This is a genomic window from Thauera sedimentorum, from assembly GCF_014489115.1.
GTDB lineage: Bacteria > Pseudomonadota > Gammaproteobacteria > Burkholderiales > Rhodocyclaceae > Pseudothauera > Pseudothauera sedimentorum.
This window is the reverse complement of the sequence record NZ_JACTAH010000002.1, coordinates 495,061-510,190: the sequence shown is the minus strand read 5'-3', so window position 1 is coordinate 510,190 and position 15,130 is coordinate 495,061. Positions and strand designations below refer to the sequence as shown.

General features: G+C 72.1%; 13 protein-coding genes. All 13 read right to left on the bottom strand.

Going from position 1 to position 15,130, the window contains the following annotated elements; genetic code table 11:
- Positions 1 to 19: 19 nt before the first annotated feature.
- From IAI53_RS12210 to IAI53_RS12150, 13 genes are read right to left on the bottom strand one after another with little or no spacing between them, the layout of a single operon-like run.
- On the bottom strand, positions 20 to 1,201 hold the full coding sequence (locus tag IAI53_RS12210) for a prepilin-type N-terminal cleavage/methylation domain-containing protein (RefSeq protein ID WP_187718468.1): 1,182 nt from the start codon (positions 1,199 to 1,201) through the stop codon (positions 20 to 22).
- Positions 1,198 to 2,337 carry a type II secretion system protein gene (locus IAI53_RS12205; protein WP_187718467.1) on the bottom strand — a complete coding sequence of 380 codons (1,140 nt, stop codon included), beginning with the start codon at positions 2,335 to 2,337 and terminating at the stop codon, positions 1,198 to 1,200. Before IAI53_RS12205 ends, IAI53_RS12210 begins: the two co-directional genes overlap by 4 nt.
- On the bottom strand, positions 2,334 to 4,265 hold the full coding sequence (locus tag IAI53_RS12200; protein ID WP_187718466.1) for a hypothetical protein: 1,932 nt from the start codon (positions 4,263 to 4,265) through the stop codon (positions 2,334 to 2,336). Before IAI53_RS12200 ends, IAI53_RS12205 begins: the two co-directional genes overlap by 4 nt.
- A 7-nt stretch (positions 4,266 to 4,272) precedes the next feature.
- The gene (locus tag IAI53_RS12195) at positions 4,273 to 5,520 is read right to left on the bottom strand and encodes a type II secretion system F family protein (RefSeq protein WP_187718465.1); all 1,248 of its coding nucleotides are present in this window, start codon (positions 5,518 to 5,520) and stop codon (positions 4,273 to 4,275) included.
- On the bottom strand, positions 5,517 to 7,226 hold the full coding sequence (locus IAI53_RS12190; RefSeq protein ID WP_222948287.1) for a GspE/PulE family protein: 1,710 nt from the start codon (positions 7,224 to 7,226) through the stop codon (positions 5,517 to 5,519). The genes IAI53_RS12195 and IAI53_RS12190 overlap by 4 nt, the downstream gene beginning before the upstream one ends.
- Positions 7,219 to 8,700: an ExeA family protein gene (locus tag IAI53_RS12185; RefSeq protein WP_187718464.1), complete on the bottom strand. Its 1,482-nt coding sequence runs from the start codon at positions 8,698 to 8,700 to the stop codon at positions 7,219 to 7,221. Before IAI53_RS12185 ends, IAI53_RS12190 begins: the two co-directional genes overlap by 8 nt.
- Complete coding sequence (locus IAI53_RS12180; RefSeq protein WP_187718463.1) at positions 8,700 to 9,638, bottom strand: tetratricopeptide repeat protein; 939 nt, start codon at positions 9,636 to 9,638, stop codon at positions 8,700 to 8,702. Before IAI53_RS12180 ends, IAI53_RS12185 begins: the two co-directional genes overlap by 1 nt.
- Positions 9,635 to 11,392: a pilus (MSHA type) biogenesis protein MshL gene (gene mshL / locus IAI53_RS12175; protein WP_187718462.1), complete on the bottom strand. Its 1,758-nt coding sequence runs from the start codon at positions 11,390 to 11,392 to the stop codon at positions 9,635 to 9,637. The genes IAI53_RS12180 and mshL overlap by 4 nt, the downstream gene beginning before the upstream one ends.
- Positions 11,393 to 11,420: 28 nt before the next feature.
- Positions 11,421 to 12,161 carry a type II secretion system protein gene (locus IAI53_RS12170; protein ID WP_187718461.1) on the bottom strand — a complete coding sequence of 247 codons (741 nt, stop codon included), beginning with the start codon at positions 12,159 to 12,161 and terminating at the stop codon, positions 11,421 to 11,423.
- Complete coding sequence (locus tag IAI53_RS12165; protein ID WP_187718460.1) at positions 12,158 to 12,757, bottom strand: hypothetical protein; 600 nt, start codon at positions 12,755 to 12,757, stop codon at positions 12,158 to 12,160. Before IAI53_RS12165 ends, IAI53_RS12170 begins: the two co-directional genes overlap by 4 nt.
- Entirely contained in the window at positions 12,758 to 13,294 is a 537-nt protein-coding gene (locus tag IAI53_RS12160) for a hypothetical protein (RefSeq protein WP_187718459.1), read from the bottom strand. It lies immediately after the preceding gene.
- Positions 13,294 to 14,613, bottom strand: a complete 1,320-nt coding sequence (locus IAI53_RS12155; protein ID WP_187718458.1) for a hypothetical protein — start codon at positions 14,611 to 14,613, stop codon at positions 13,294 to 13,296. Before IAI53_RS12155 ends, IAI53_RS12160 begins: the two co-directional genes overlap by 1 nt.
- Positions 14,610 to 15,128, bottom strand: coding sequence for a hypothetical protein (locus IAI53_RS12150; protein ID WP_187718457.1), 519 nt, complete (start codon positions 15,126 to 15,128; stop codon positions 14,610 to 14,612). The genes IAI53_RS12155 and IAI53_RS12150 overlap by 4 nt, the downstream gene beginning before the upstream one ends.
- Between the last annotated feature and the right edge of the window lie 2 nt (positions 15,129 to 15,130).

Sequence of the window (15,130 nt, the reverse complement as noted above, 5' to 3'; positions counted from 1 at the left end):
TGGCGTATCCTGGAAACGTTCAGGGGACAAGGCCGACCGGCTGGTCGAACAGGCCGGCGGCGTGTGCCGCGCTGGCGTTGTTGCGGATTCCGGCGCGCAAGCTGGCCGGGTGAAGGTATCCGCCGGCCGAGCCGGCGACGATGCTCTGTGCTTCTCCGGCAACCCGTTCGGCTTCGGCCAGGGCGATCGCTGCGGCGATCGGGCTGCCCGCCGAGGCGACGATGGCGGCCGCGCTGGCGATCGCACCGGCGGCCGCCAGCGGCATCAGCGCCGGCCCCAGCGTGCCCTTGCTGAGCAGGGTCTGGGCGATCTTGTGCAGCGTGTCGCCGACGCTCTTGGCGGCGCCGCCGGCGGCGATCAGCGGTGCGGCCGATGCGCTGGCCATCGAGGCCTTGGCGATGTCGTGCTTGATGTCGAGCTGGGTCGCGTAGTCGGTCCAGGCTTGCGCCAGCATGGCCGCGGAGGCGGCATGGTTGGGGTGGGCGTGCCCGGCGCTGGCATAGGTCTCGCCGCAGGAGAGCCGGCCCCACAGGGCGTCGAAACCCATCGCCACGCTGCGGTCGCGGTAGTTGGTGTCCTGCGCGCGCGAGGGGGCCTCGAAGACCGGATCGGCGCCGCCGTGGCTGGCGTCGAAGAAGCTGCCGTTGCCATCGGCGTCGCTGCCCAGGCCGTGAGCCAGGGCAAAGGCGGCGGGCAGCGTGCTGCCGTCCGCCTGAACGATACGCAGGCGTTCTGCTTCCGGGGCGCTTGCCGCGGCGCGCAGCGAGGCGCACAGGTCGAGGCCGCGGCCGCTCGCCGCGGGCGGCAGATGGCTGGCCACCAGTGCGGAACCGAGCAGGGTCAGGGTTTCGAGGCGGGCGGTCGGGCTGCTCAGGCTGACGGCGCCGTGGTAGACGCCGTAGCGCACCGCAGGGCCGGCCGAGGCGGGCAGGCCCAGGCTGCGCCAGGGCAGCCGGCCGACCTCTGCGCCGCAGTTTTCGTTGCCGTCGCCGCTGGTGTCGGGGCAGGGCAGGCGGTCGTGGGCGAAGACGAAACCCAGCACCGCGTTGTGTGCGTCGGCCAGCATGGCGTCGGCGGCCTCGCTGTCGCGCTGGGCCACCTGGCGCGCCGACAACTGCACGATGAGCAGGGCGAACACGCCGACCACCGCGAGGACGACGGCCAGTTCGACGAGTGTCATGCCGCGCGGCACAGGTTTCATTGCAGACCTCGCTGATCAAGGGTACGGGCGCGAGCGAGCGAGGCCGCGGCCTGAGGCTCGGCGACGTCGCTGCGGTAGGCGATCGCGGCGCCGTACTGGCGGTTCGCCTTGCCCAGGGCCGCCTCGGCGCTGGCCAGGTTGTAGCTGGCCACCCCGACGTTGGCGGTGGCCGCGGTCAGGGCGATGGCGGCCGCGGCCACCGCCGGGGCGGCGGAGCCGGCCGCGCTCACCGCGATCGACACCGACATCGCCGAGGTGGCGGTGGTCATGATCAGGTCGATCCCGGCGATGGTGACGTTGGCGATCGCCATGTCGCGGTTCATGGTGCGCACGTTGACGCCGAAGCGGCGGAACTGCTCGTAGGCCAGGGCGATGCGGTAGTGGTCGTGGTCCGCCCAGGCGCTGCGATGTGCCGCGTGCGCGGCGGAGAGCTTCTCCACGCAGCCCAGGCCGGCCGCCAGGCGGCCGAAGCCGACCGTGCGGGTGAGATCGTCGTAGGCGGTCGAGTGGGCGGTCGATGGGTCGGCGATGGTGCCCGCGCCGGTGTTGGCGCCGTCGAAGGGATTGCCGTCACCGTCCGCATCGATTGCGCCCGGATGCGCGAGCGCGAAAGCCAGCGGCACCCCGCCCGGCGCGCCGACGAGGGCGCTGGCGCCGGGCGCGCGGGCCGCGCTGCGCAGTCCGGCGCACAGGTCCAGGCCGTTGAGCGCGGTGCCACTGCTGCCGTCGGGCCAGTCGGGCGTGAAGCGCGCCTGTGCGGCGGTCAGGTTGACGCCTCCGGTGTTCTGCCGGCTGACCCCGTAGCGCAGGCGCTGTGGCAGCACGATGCCCAGCGAGCGCGCCGGCAACCAGCCGGTTTGCGCGGGGCTGGCGCAGTTCTCCAGACCGTTGCCGGCGGTGTCGGGGCAGGGGAGGCGGCCATGCAGGCGGGCGAAGCCGGTGACTGCCTGTTCCGCGCGGGTGAGCAGTGCCGCAGGTCCGCTGGCGGAGCTGGCGGCCTGACCCGCGACCGGCAGCAGCCGCCACATGGCGAGGCCTATGGTGCCGAGGATGGCCAGCACGACAGCCATCTCCACCAGCGAGAAGCCGCGGGCGGCATGGGCCGGGCGCGTGCGTTTCACGGTTCGTGCGCTCATGGTGTCACCAGCTGTCCGGTGCCGCGCTGATCGGCAGCCTGAAGCACGCCGGCAGCCCCGGTCCACACCGGGGTGCCGCCGCCGCTGGTCCCGTTGTCGGGATTGGCGATGCTGTCGGCGATCTGATCGTAGACCTCGTCCATGCCGCGCGCGGCTTCCTCCTTGGCGTCCGCCAGCGATTCGCGTTCCGCGGCAACGTAGTCCAGGCCGCGCCAGTTCCGGTAGGCGAGGTAGTAGTTGTGGATGCCGGCCGACAGCCCGCCGAAGGCATCCGCGGCCGCACTTGCCGCTTCGTTGTGCGCATTGCGGGCGGTGGTCGTCCGCTCGCGCGCGTCGAGCATCTCCGCATAAGCAGCGTCACGTGCGTTCTCGGCGGCAAGCAACTCGGCCTCCATTGCGGCTAGGTGGTCGGTCTTGGCCGTGTTGTTCGGGTCCGCCGCGACTTCGATGCGGGCCTCCTGCACTTCGATCAGTTTCGCCGCGTACTCACCGAGGGCCGAGTCGTAGTTGCCCTCTGCGACACCCTCCTGCAGTTCAGCCTCGACCAGTGCGCGCGCCTTGGTCGCGGCGTTCTCGATGAGCGCGCGGTCGCTGTCGCTCAGCGGGTCTTCGCCGTTCGCGTCCTCGGCGATCTGGAACAAGGCGTCGTAGCGGTTGTTGACCGCCGGCAGTGCCAGGGAGGCCTGCGCACGCGCCTGTTGGGCTTCGAAGCGTGCGGCATGCGCTTCGGTCCAGGCGCGATCGCGCTCGGCCGCCATGTCCGCCAGGGAATCGCTCAGGTCGATGCCGGTGGCGGCGACTTCGGCGCCGGCCCTGACCGCAGCCGCGATCCCCAGGCCCAGGGCGACGGTCATCGGGACGATGGAGGCGATGTTGAGGGCGAGCGCTGCCGCACCGGACACGATCGCGGCGGCGGCGGAGGCAACCGCCGCGGCCGCGGTCGGAATCAGCGCGCAGCCGACCAGGACCGCGCAGGAGGCGATCGCCGCGCTCAACTCCGCGCTGGCCGTCGCCAGCGTGGCCGACGCGGAGGCGATCAGGTAGCCGGACAGCGCAGCCTTGATGAGCGCCACGCCGATCTTGACCCCGGACATCGCCGCGTTGATCGCGGCGCTCAGCGTGGTCCAGGTCTTCATGTCGTCGACCTCGGCGACCACTTCGACGATCAGCGACATGGCGTTCAGCGAGGCCATGGCGGCGGCGCAGCCCAGCGCGTCGGACAGTTCCGGCAGGGTGCGCACCAGCACCGTGTCGCCGTAATCGCCATCCGGGGTCCGCGAGGGCAGCTCCATCGCCGGGGTGTCGCCGGCGTTCGCTCCGCCGAAGCTGCCGGCCACGCCGCGTCCGGCACCGCTCGCCGCCAGCGCGTAGGCGACGTTGGCGGGCGCGCCGCCGGTCAGCACATGGGCGGCCGCGGTGGTTGGGGTGGCATGGATCGCCGCCGAGAGCCGGAAGCAGAAGTCCACCCCGCTGGTGTTGCCGAGGCTGCGCGCGGCAGTGAGGTTGCCGTCGTCGTCGGCCAGCGGCTCGAAGTCGTTGGCCGGGCCGGTGGCCTGGTCCAGGGTGCCGCCCTGGCGGTACACCGCGTAGCGCAGGCGGATCGGCCCGGTGAGCGGGGCGTCGGCGCCGAGCGCCAGGGTGGCGAGCGGCAGCCAGCCTTTCTGGGCGCCGGCGGCGCAGTTCTCCAGGCCGTCGCCGTCGGTGTCCGGGCAGGGCAGGCGGCCGCGGGTGGCGGCAAAGGCCAGCAGGCGATGATCGGCCCAGTCGAGGAAGGCGCGATTGTCGTCGGCGCGGCGCAGCGCGCCGGACGACTCGTTGAGCACGAAACCGGCCACCAGCAGGCCTGCCACCGCGCCGAGCAGCAACAGGGTGTCCCACAGCGACATGCCGCGCTGGGTGGTGCGCGGGGTGGGGTGCGAAGTCCTCATGCGGTCCTCACATCATCGGGGAGGTCACTGCCTGGCGCACCAGGTCATAGACCGGCAGCAGCAGCGCGACCACCATCAACAGGAAGATGCCGCCGGCGAACAGGATCACCGCCGGCTTGATGATCTCGGCGAGCGACTCGACCACGTGGTCCAGGCGCGCGCGGTACTCGGCGGCGAGGTGGCGCAGCTGCTGGTCGAGCGAACCGGTTTCCTCGCCCACCGAGATCATCCGCACCGCCATCGCGGGGAAGCCGCCGACCTGGCGCATCGCCGCGGCCAGGCGTTCGCCGCGCTCGACCACGCGCTTCACCTCGGCGATCTTGCTGCGGTAGAACTCGTCGCCGATCGAGCGCTCGAGCACGGCGAGGCTGCGCACCATGTCCAGGCCGGCGATGATCAGCAGCGCGAGGTGTTCGGTGATGAAGGCCATGCCGGACGAGCGCACGATCACCCGTGCCACCGGCAGCCGGTGCGCCAGGGCGAACAGGGCGTGGCGGAAGCGTCCGCTCTCGCGGATCGCCAGCCATACCAGCAGCACGCCGCCGGCCACCAGCCAGATCGCCAGGCTGAGATGCGCGGTGAGCCATTCGGACAGGCCGAGCACCGCCACGGTGATGGCGGGCAGTTCCACCCGCATTTGGGTGAACAGGCCGCTCAGGTGCGGAATGACATAGAGAATCCAGAACAGCGCCGCGCCGATGATCGCGGTGAACACGAAGGCCGGGTAGATCAGCGCGCGCCTGGCGTCGCGCGCCATGTTGCCGAGGCGCTCGATGTGCTCGGCCGCCTCCATCAGCATGCGGTCCATGGCGCCGGTTTCGTCGCCGATCGCCACCAGGTTGCGCACGGTCTCCGGGAAGATGTCGGGATGGCGGGCGAAGGATTCGCTCACCGAGGCGCCGGCATCCAGGTCGTCGAGCAGCGCCCGGGCGATGCCGGCGATGCGCCTCTGCCCGGAGAACTCGCCTTCTTCGGCGATGGCGCGCAGCGAGTCGAGCATCGGCACGCCGGCGCCGGTCATGATCGCCAGGTCGCGCAGGAAGCCGCCGAGGTCTTCCGGGCGCATCGGCCGGCGCAACAGGCCGCTCTTCACGTCGCCGAGGAAGCCGGGCAGGCGCAGCAGGGAGAGCACCACCCCGCCGTGGCGGCGCTCCAGCCATAGCCGGGCGGAGAAGTCGCGCTCCACCGCGAGCCGCAGGAAGCCGCTCTTCACCCGCCCTTCCTCGTTCAGCAGGCGGTAGTAGTAGGTGTTCATGACTGGACTCCGGCCGGGCCTTCACCCACCACGCGCAGCACTTCCTCGGGCGTGGTGCGGCCTTGTGCCACCATCCACTTGGCCATCTCCACCATCGGACGGAAGCCGCTGTCGTGGGCCAGCTTGTGGATGGCTTCGCGGCCGCGGTCGTCGGCAATCGCGTTGGCCAGCGCCTGGTCCACCAGCAGGATCTCGTAGGCCGGCAGGCGGCCCAGGTAGCCGGTGCCGCGGCAGGTGTCACAGCCACAACCGCGCTGCGGGGCGGCATCGGGGTAGTCCGCCAGCCAGGCGGCGGTGGCCGCGTCGGGTGCCACCGGCACGCTGCACACCGGGCAGTTGCGGCGTACCAGGCGCTGGTTGATCACCGCCACCAGGTTGTCGGCGATGGACTGCGCGTCCAGGCCCAGCGGGCGCAGGCGCGGCACCACGCCGAACACGCTGGATACGTGCAGGGTGGACAGCACCAGGTGGCCGGTGGCCGCCGATTCGATGGCGGCCTGCGCGGTTTCACCGTCGCGGATCTCGCCGATCAGCATCACGTCCGGGTCGTGGCGCAGGAAGTGGCGCAGCGCGGTGCTGAACTCGTAGCCGGCGCGACGGTTCACCTCGGTCTGCCCGGCGCCCGGCACCCGGTATTCGATCGGGTCCTCCACGGTGAGCACGTTGCGCTCGATCAGCGACTGCAGGCGCAGCGCGGCGTGCAGCGTGGTGCTCTTGCCCGAGCCGGTGGGGCCGGTGACCAGCACCAGGCCGGCGGGGCGCTCGAACACGCGCTTGAGCACCGCGACGTCTTCCGGGCGGAAGCCGAGCTGGGCCAGGCCGGTGAGATCGCTGCGTTCGGGCAGCAGGCGCAGCACCAGGCGTTCGCCGTACTCGGTGACGATGGTCGACACCCGCACGGTGTAGGGCATGTCCAGCACCCTGGTCTGGAAGCTGCCGTCCTGCGGGCGGCGCTGCTCGGAGATGTCCATCTCGGCGGTGAGCTTCACGAACACCAGGATGCGCGCCAGCATCGGCGGCAGCGCCAGCATCGGGCGCAACACCCCGTCGATGCGTAGCAGCACGTGCAGGCTGGTCGCCGAGGGGGTGATGTGCACGTCGGTGGCGCGCTCGCGTACCGCCAGGTGCAGCAGCAGGTCGAGCAGGCGCTCCGGGCTGTAGGCATGGTCGACGTCCTCGCCGAGCACCTTGATCTCGCGCCGGATCAAGTCCTCCACCGGGTTCTGCGCGAAGTAGTAGCTCTGGCGGGTCAGCTGGGCGACCCGGGTGAACTCGCCCTGCAGGAAGTGGCAGGGCAGGCCGCAGCGGCGCATGACCAGCTCGGCGATCGCCGCCGGGTCGCCGTCGCCCAGCAGCACCTCGACATGCTGCCCGCGGCGGCGCAGCGGCAGAAAACCGTGCGCCAGGCACAGTTCGTTGTTGAACAGCTCCAGCACCGCATGGTCGGGCGCCGGCAGGTCGTCGGCCTTGACGAACTCGGTGCCCCGCTGGCCGGCGAGCACCTTGGCGACGTCGTACTCCAGCGCGAGGCCGTGCTGCACCAGCAGGCTCCCCAGCTTCTGGCCCTCGATGTGCTGCTTCTGCAGGGCGTAGGCGAGCTGCACCGGACTGAGCAGCCCGTGATCGCGCAGCAGGTCGCCCAGGCGGATCGAGCCGGTCGGCTGCAGCATCGAGGTGGCGGAGGCGGGAATGACCGGTCTATCCATTGTGTGCTTCCTGCTGAGAGACGGGCTGGATGCCGGGCGGGATGCCGAGCATGAACAGCGTGCGGGGGTCTGCGACCCCGCTGGGGGCGAGTCCGCGGCTGCGCTGGAACTGCGCCAGGGCGGAGGTGGTCTGGATGCCGACAACGCCATCCACCTCGGCCTGGTAGAAGCCGTGGGCGGCGAGGCGGGTCTGCAGGCGGTGCGCGCCCGCGCCGCGTTCGCCGTAGCCCAGGCGGCGATCGGGCCAGTCGTGGCGCCACAGCAGGCGCACGATGGGGCCGTCGTTCAGCGCGCACAGGTCGGCATCGGCGGTGTGGCGGGCGGCCAGTTCGGCGGGCAGGGCCAGCAGTTCGAGCGCGGGGGCCTGGCTGCTCAGCAGCGCCTCGATGCCTTGCCAGTCGTGCCGGGCAAGCAGTTCGTCGATGACGGGCAGCGGACGGCCGGCCAGCTTGCCGACGCAGGCGGGCGCCGGGGACGGCAAGGACGAGTGGACGAATGCCGTGTCGCCGCCTGCCGCCCTTGGGCTTGGGGCGTCGCGGTTCATCGCGAGCACGGCGCCGGCGCCGATGCCGGCCAGCGCGGCGAGGCCGACCGCGGTGCGCAGCAACGCGCCGCGCAGGCCGGTGCGGGCGGCTGGGGCGGTGCCGTTCTGCAGGCCCGATTCGCGCGCCGCGGCATCGATCAGCGGTTCGTCGACGACCTGGCTGCGTCGGGCCACCAGGCCGTAAAGGCAGCGGTCGAGGACGATGTGCATGCGCCGCGGGTTGCCGCGCGCGTGGCGATAGAGCGCGCGATGCGCGGCCGGCGTGACGACGATGCGCCCGGCCGCGCCGGCAAAGCTGAGGCGGTGGTCCACGTAGCGCACGGCATCGGCTGGCGACAGCGGCAACAGGCGCACATGCTTGACGATGCGGCTGGTGAGCTGGCGGATCTCGCGCTGCGCGAGGGTCTCTTCCAGCTCCGGCTGGGCGATCAGGACGATCTGCACCAGCTTCTCCTGCCCGGTCTCCAGATTGGTCAGCAGGCGCACCAGCTCCAGGCATTCCAGACGGAGGTTCTGCGCGTCGTCGATCAGGATCGCGGTGGTCAGGCCCTGCTGCTGGCGGTCGAGCAGGTAGGCGTTGAGGGTGGCGAGGTTGGCGCCGAAGTCCTCGCCGTCGGCCAGGCCGAGGTCGCGGTTGATCTCGCGCAGCAGTTCGCGTTCGTTCAGGAAGGTGTTGAGCACCAGCGCCACCGCGCAGCCGTCGGCCTCCAGGGCGGCGATCATGCGTCGCGCCAGCGTGCTCTTGCCCAGGCCGACCTCGCCGGTGACCACCACGAAGCCCTTGCGCTCGCTCACGCAATGGACCGCCTCGGCCAGCTCGGCCTCGAGCAGGTCGGTGTGGAAATAGGCCTCGGCGTCGGGCGTGGTGGGGAAGGGATTGCGCGCCAGCCCGAGCGCCTGCAGGTGTGCGGCGGTGTTCCGTGCGCTCATCAGCTGCCCTGCATGGCCTTGCGGTAGCGCTTGATCAGCTCGGAGTCCGGGTGATGCAGGCGCAGCCGCTCGATGATCTCGCGTGCCGTGTCGTGACGGCCGGCGTCCCATGCCAGGATGGCGGCGTTGATGCCGGCGTTCTCGTCGCCGGGCAGGCGATGCAGGATCTCGCCGTACAGCAGGCGGGCCTGCTCGGCTTGGCCGGTGGCCATCGCATGCCAGGCGCTCATGCGCAGCAGGGTGATGCTCTCCGGGCGCAGATCGCGCTTGAGCTGCGCCAGGGCCTGTCCGGCCGCTTCGAACTGGCTGGCCGCCATCGCCGCATTGAAGGCTTGAACCTGCAGGGCCACGCGCGCGTCCTTGGCGCCTTGGTCGGCCGGTGCCGCGGCGGACACGCGGATGGCGCCCGGCGCCCGCTGTGGAGCGGGGCGCGCCGCGGCGGTGTCGGCGGGTGCCGTTGATGCGGTCGGGGCTGCCGGGGCGGCTGCGGCGCTCGGCGCTTCGTCCCGTGGCGCGGCGGGCTGCGCGGCAGGCATCGGCGCTGCCGGCGGCGCCTCGGCCGCCGGCACGGCGTCGGCATGCGGTTCGCTTTCCGTTGCGGGTGCGGCGGCGGGCTCGGCGAGCGCGACCGGGGCAAGGGATTCGGCAGGCAGCACCGCGGCGGCCGGAGCGGCGACAGGCGTGGCAGGGGGCTCTGCGGCCACGGTGGTCATGCGGGCGACAGGGGCGGGTGCTGTCTGAACCAGGTGCGCTTCGGCGCTGCGGGTTTGCTGCAGCCACAGGTAGGCCGCGGCGCCCGCGCCGCCGGCCAGCACGGCGCCGGCCGCAATCCACGGGGCGAGGCTGCGGCGTGCGGGCGTGGCCATGGCCGGCGCCGGCACTGCGGCCGGGTCGCCGGGTTTGTCGATCTCGCGCAGGGCGGAGAAGATCATGCTCATAGCACGCGCACCCGCAGGATCATGACCATCTCGCGGCTCTTGTGGGTATCCGCCTCCTGGCCGAACAGCTTGCCCAGGCCGGGCACGTCGGCCGCGCCGGGGATGCCGCGGTTGTTGTTGCTGGTCTTCTGGTCGATCAGGCCGCCGAGCAGCACGGTGTCGCCGTCGCGCAGGCTCAGCGTGGTGGTCATGCCCTTGAAGTTGACCACCGGCAGGGTGACCTTGCTGCTGCCGTCGGCGGTCTTGGCGACCTCCACCAGCGCGAGGCTGTTCGGGTCGACGTCGGTCTGCATCGGGTGCACCAGCAGCTCCACGCTGCCTTCCTCGCGGATGAAGGGCACCACGCCCACCACCACGCCGGCGAACAGCGCATCGGTCTCGACGTCGGCCGAGGCCGTGGTCGCGCCGCCGCCCGGGTTGGTGACGGTGACGGTGGAGCGCGAGACGTAGCGGGTGTTGGTGCCCACGCTGAGCATGGCCGGGGTGCCGTTGCGCGCACGGATGCTGGGATTGGACAGCACCCGCACCGAGCCGAAGCTGCGCAGCATGTTCACCGCCATGGCGAAGGAGTCGTTGCCGAGCAGCAGGCCGCCGCGACTGCCGGCGTTGCCGCCCCCGGCGGACAGCGCCGGCAGGGTGATCTGCGCCGGCAGCGGCAGACGCGAGTTGTTCGGGAAGGCCGGGGCGGTCATGCCGCCCAGCTCGATCGCGCCACTGCCCCAGGTCGCGGCCAGCGAGCGGCGCAGCAGGTTCCAGTCCACGCCGAACTCGAAGCCGTCGGACAGCTCGACGTCGAGCAGCTGGGCCTCGATCAGCACCTGGCGGCTGAGCACCGACTTGTAGCGCTGGACGATCTGCTCCACCGAGCGGACCTGCGAGGGGCGGGCCTTGACGAACAGGGTGCCGGTGGTGGGGTTGAGCGCGTAGCGCGGTTGCAGCTCCGGGTTGCGCGGCGCGCCTGCGGCGCTGCCGTCTTCCGCCGCCCGGCCGCCCTGGCCGCCTTCGCCGAGGATGCGTTCGAGGGCGCTCTCGAGCTGCTGGAACACGCCGGTGTCGTCGCCCGAGCCGCCGGACAGCGAGAAGTTGCCGCGGATCGCCTCGGAGCCGCCGCCCCCGCTGCCGCCGTCGCCGCCGGCGCTCTGGTTGGAGCCGAACACGTTGCCGCCGGAGGCGATGTTGACGTTCATCCGGGTGTTGAGGAAATCGAGGTCGAACACCCGTTCCTGCATCAGGCCGACCTGCAGGGTGTTGCCGCGCACCTCGCCGTGCAGGTCGAAGACGTCGAGGATGTTGCGGAACACCTCGCGCGCCGAGACGTTGCTCATGTGCAGGTTGGCGCGCTTCTGCACCGCGACCACCTGCGGGTCCATCAGCAGGTTCATGCCGAGCTGGTCGGCCATCGCCCACAGCAACTGGCCCACGTCGGCCTCGTACATGCGGATCGACACCACCTGGTTCTCCAGCGGGTCGTAGGCCGGCGGCAGCGGGGCGAGCGCGGGCAGCGGCTCGATGCGCTCCACGCGCTCGCGCAGCAGGTCGTGGTTCTCCGCCAGCTTGCGCGACTCCTCGGACAGCTGGCGGCTCATCTGCTCCAGGGTGTCGCGGTCCACCTCACCCATGTGCTTGACGCTGTTGCGCGGCGCCTTGGCCGCGCAGCCGGCCAGCAGCGAGGCGGCCACGGCCAGCAGCAGCAGGTTGCGTCCGCGAGCCAGGCGCGAGCCTCCCGGTACGTTGGAGCGAGTTGTGATGTTCATAGGCTTTCGATCTCGACCGTTCATGTCTTCAGGGACCGCCTGCAAGCAGGTGGCCCGCCAGGGTTGTGAGTCCATGCGCAAGCACATGGTCGTCGTAGTCAGTGCTCGCGGCGCGGCCCGGCGAGGCGATGCAGGCGCCGCTGGCGGGCAGGGCGGCATGCAGGCCGTCGAAGCCGCTGCCGTTGCCGTTGCGGTCCTCGCCCGGCAGGATCAGGGCGAAGGCCGGGTGGTGGCGCCGGTTCGTGGCGCAGTCCTCGGCGCCTTCGATGCCGCCGTCGCCGGTGAGGTGCAGGCGGCCCGCCGCCACCGGCTGGGCCGCGGCGCTGGCCAGCGCCGCCAGCAGGTCGTTGCGCGAGAGGTGCCCGGTGGTGCCCGGCAGGTCCGCGGTGCGCTCGGCCAGTACCGCCAGATCGGCGTCGGCCGCGCCGTTGCGATACACCAGGTAGCGCGCGCGCTGCGCCGCCGGCGGATTGGCCAGGCCGAGCGATTCGTAGGGCACCCAGCCGGTCTCGGTGCCGGCCGGGCAGACGCCTGCGTCGCCTTCGCGCCCGTCGGCGCTGGTGTCCGGGCAGGGCAGGCGGTGCTGCAGACGTGCGAAGGCGACCACCGCGGCCTCGATGCGGGCGGCCTCGGCGCTCGCATCGATCCGCCTGCCGTCGCGGTTCGCAAAGGCGCCCAGCGATGCGGCGGCGAGCAGACCGAGCACCACCAGCACGATGGACAGCTCGATCAGCGTGAAGCCGCGCTGGAGGCGGGTGGACGGCGTCATCGGGCCTGCGGCGCCATCAGGTCGAGTCGCAGCTCGGACTGCAGCTTCTGCAGTTCTGCCAGCTTGCGCTGTATCGCCTGCTGGTCGGGGCCACCGGGTTGCTCGGCCAGGCGCTGGATCTCTTCGGCCAGGGCCTGCATCTGCTGCGACTTGAGGAGGTTGCTGCGCAGCACGTCGATGCGTACGCCGCCGACCACGCTGGAACCCTGGGCACGCTCCAGTTCGCCCAGCAGGGCTTCGACCTCGGCGGGCGAGGGCTGGCGTCCGCCCTCGATGATGCGGGCGAACTTGTCCTGCAGCGCGGCCATGGCCTGCGGATCGGCCGGGGCGCTGGGCTGCGCGCCGCCACCGGGGGCTGGCGCCTGCGCAGCGCTGCCGCCGTCGCCGGCCAGCCAGGGCGGCGGCGAGGCCGGAGCGGCGGGCATCGCCGGGGCGGAGGCGGCACCGGTGGACGGGGTGGCGGGTGTCGGGACGCTGGCTGGCGCAGTAGCCGGCGCAGCCGCGGGCGGGGCGTCGGGGCGGGCGAGCCACACCACCGCACCGCCGATCGCGGCGCCGAGCAGACCGGCGAGCAGCCAGGGGAGAGCGCGGTTCATCTACTTCATGCCTCCGGAAAGCGGTGTCTTGGGCGGGCGCGGATCGGGCACGGCAAGCTCGTGGCGGCCGAAGCTGTCATGCACCACCACGCCGCCGCGGCCGATCGCGGTGACCCGGCCGCCGTCCGGCAGCAGGTCGCCCTTGCGGACGTAGTGGCCGTCGATGACCGCGCGATAGAAGCCGTCGCTGGCGTACACCAGGTTCAGATTTCGTTCCACCGGCCCTTCCGGCAGGCTGATCAGCGCTTCGCCATCCTGCTGGGCGGCGTCCGCGGCCTTGTCGCCGGGGCGCGCAGCGGTCGCCACCAGGTTGCTGATCGGAAGGGTGTGGCGGTTCAGCGTGGCGGCGAGCGGTTCGATCTGGGCCTGCAGGCGCTGCACGCGGGCCAGTTCCGCATCGACCCTGGCCAGGGCGCCGTCGCTATCCGTTCCGGCGCTTGCAGGCACGCCGTAAGCGGAGGCGCCGGAGCCGAGCCAGAGCCCGCCCAGCGTGGCGGCGCCGAGCACGAGCAGGGCGGCGAGGGGCAGATGCTTCATCAGCTGCGGTCTCCGTGAGTGGGGTCGGCGCGCTTGAGCAGGTAAGAGAACACGCCCGAGGCCTGGCTGCCGCCGGCCGGCTCCAGCGCCTGAACCTCGAAACCGCGCTGGCGCAGGCGGGCGACGAAGCGCGCCAGCTGGTCGCCACCGGCCACGCCGTTGTCGGCGGCGCCTTCGAGGGTGATGCCGCTGTCCGGGCTGTCGAAACGCACCCGCAGGATGCGCACGCTGCCGCCGGCGGCGCCGGCGAGGTCGCGCAACAGGGCGACCACGTCCTGCTGCCCGCGGGTCTGCGCCAGGCGCTCGAGGAAGGCCAGGGTGTCGACCGGTGCGGGGCCCAGCACGCGCAGTTGCGCCTCCATCTGCTCGGCCTGCTGCGCGAGCTGTTGTGCCTGGGCGTGCAGGCTTGCGGCCTGGTCGGTCCGCTCGCCGGCACGCAGATGCGTGGTGATGCCCACCGCCAGCAGCAGGGCGCCGGCCACACTGGCGACGGCGGCAGCCCAGGGCAGGGCGCGCTCGGCGGCGAACAACACCCGCTGGCTCATCACCGAGACCGAGTCGGCCGCCGAGGCGGCGCTTGCCAGGGTGGGCAGGGCGGACAGCCGTTCCGTGCCGCTCGCGGTGCGCAGGCGGCGCATCGGTGCCTGAACCGCCGGCGTGCCTGCCGCCTGGGCGAAGGCGTCGGCAAGTGCCGCTTCCGAGGCTTCGCTGGTGGCTTCCACCGCAATCCAGCGTGCCCCCGGCAGGGCTCCGCCGCTGCGTGCCGCATCGGCCACCCGCTTGCCCAGGGCGGTTGCGGCGGCCTCGAGGTCGTCGGCGTTCTCGCTGTAGGACAGCGTCTCGGCGTAGGCGATGGCGTTGTGCCCGACGTGCAGGTAGCGCAGGTGGCGGCCGTTGCGCACCACCACGGCCTGGCCGGTGCTGCACAGGCGGCGCATGACCGCGAGCAGGGGCACCACCAGGCAGTGCTCACGGCAGTTTGCGCTCCAGCTGCCCAGGCGCTGCCAGTCGGTCATGGGCACGGCGGTGTAGATGGCCTTGAATCCGCGCCCCACCCGGATCTGGTGGGAGAGCAGGATCTTGGTCTCGCCATCGACCACCCCTTCGGTACGCAGGCGCTTCTCGATCAGCGGAGCGGCCGCGGCGGCGCTGCCTTCCAGCGCCATGCTGCCGTCCTGTGCCGCGCCGAAGTCGCTGATCACCAGCGCAGGGGCATCGAGCTCGGGATAGGCGTCGAGGTGGTGCAGGGTGTTGCCGTCCAGGGCGAACCAGTGTTCGTCCAGGTGGAAGACGGGCAGGGCGGGCATGGCCGGGGTCATTCGGAGTCTCCCGCACGGAACAGGACGGTGCCGCGCAGCGACATGCGCAGCGGATGCGCGCCGGCGGCCGGGGCGTGGAACAGGCCCTCGTCGAAACGGGTCACCGACAGCTCGAAGCTGTCGGCCACGAACAGGCGGCCGCGTCCCTGGCTGGTGCCCAGCAGCACCTCGTTGGCGTCGTCGCGCGGCAGGCTCTGGTCGCGGATCGCCAGGCGGCGTTCGGCCCAGTGCGCCGGGGTCAGTCCGAGTGCACGGACGCGCGCATGCAGGCTCTGGATGGTCTCGGCCAGCGAGACACGGCGTTCTGCAAGCTGCAGCCGGCCGCGCGCCTGGGCCAGTGCGGTCTCTGCCGTGGCGAGTTCGAGTTGTGCCGCACGGTCACGCGCCTGGCCGTCGGAGAACACCGCCAGCCCGCCGAGCAGCAGGAGCAGCCCCAGGCCGCAGCCGGCCAATGCCCGGCGCCGCCGGGCGGCGAGCGCGGCGGCGCCGGGTAGCGAAGAGTTCGCGCTGTGCATGC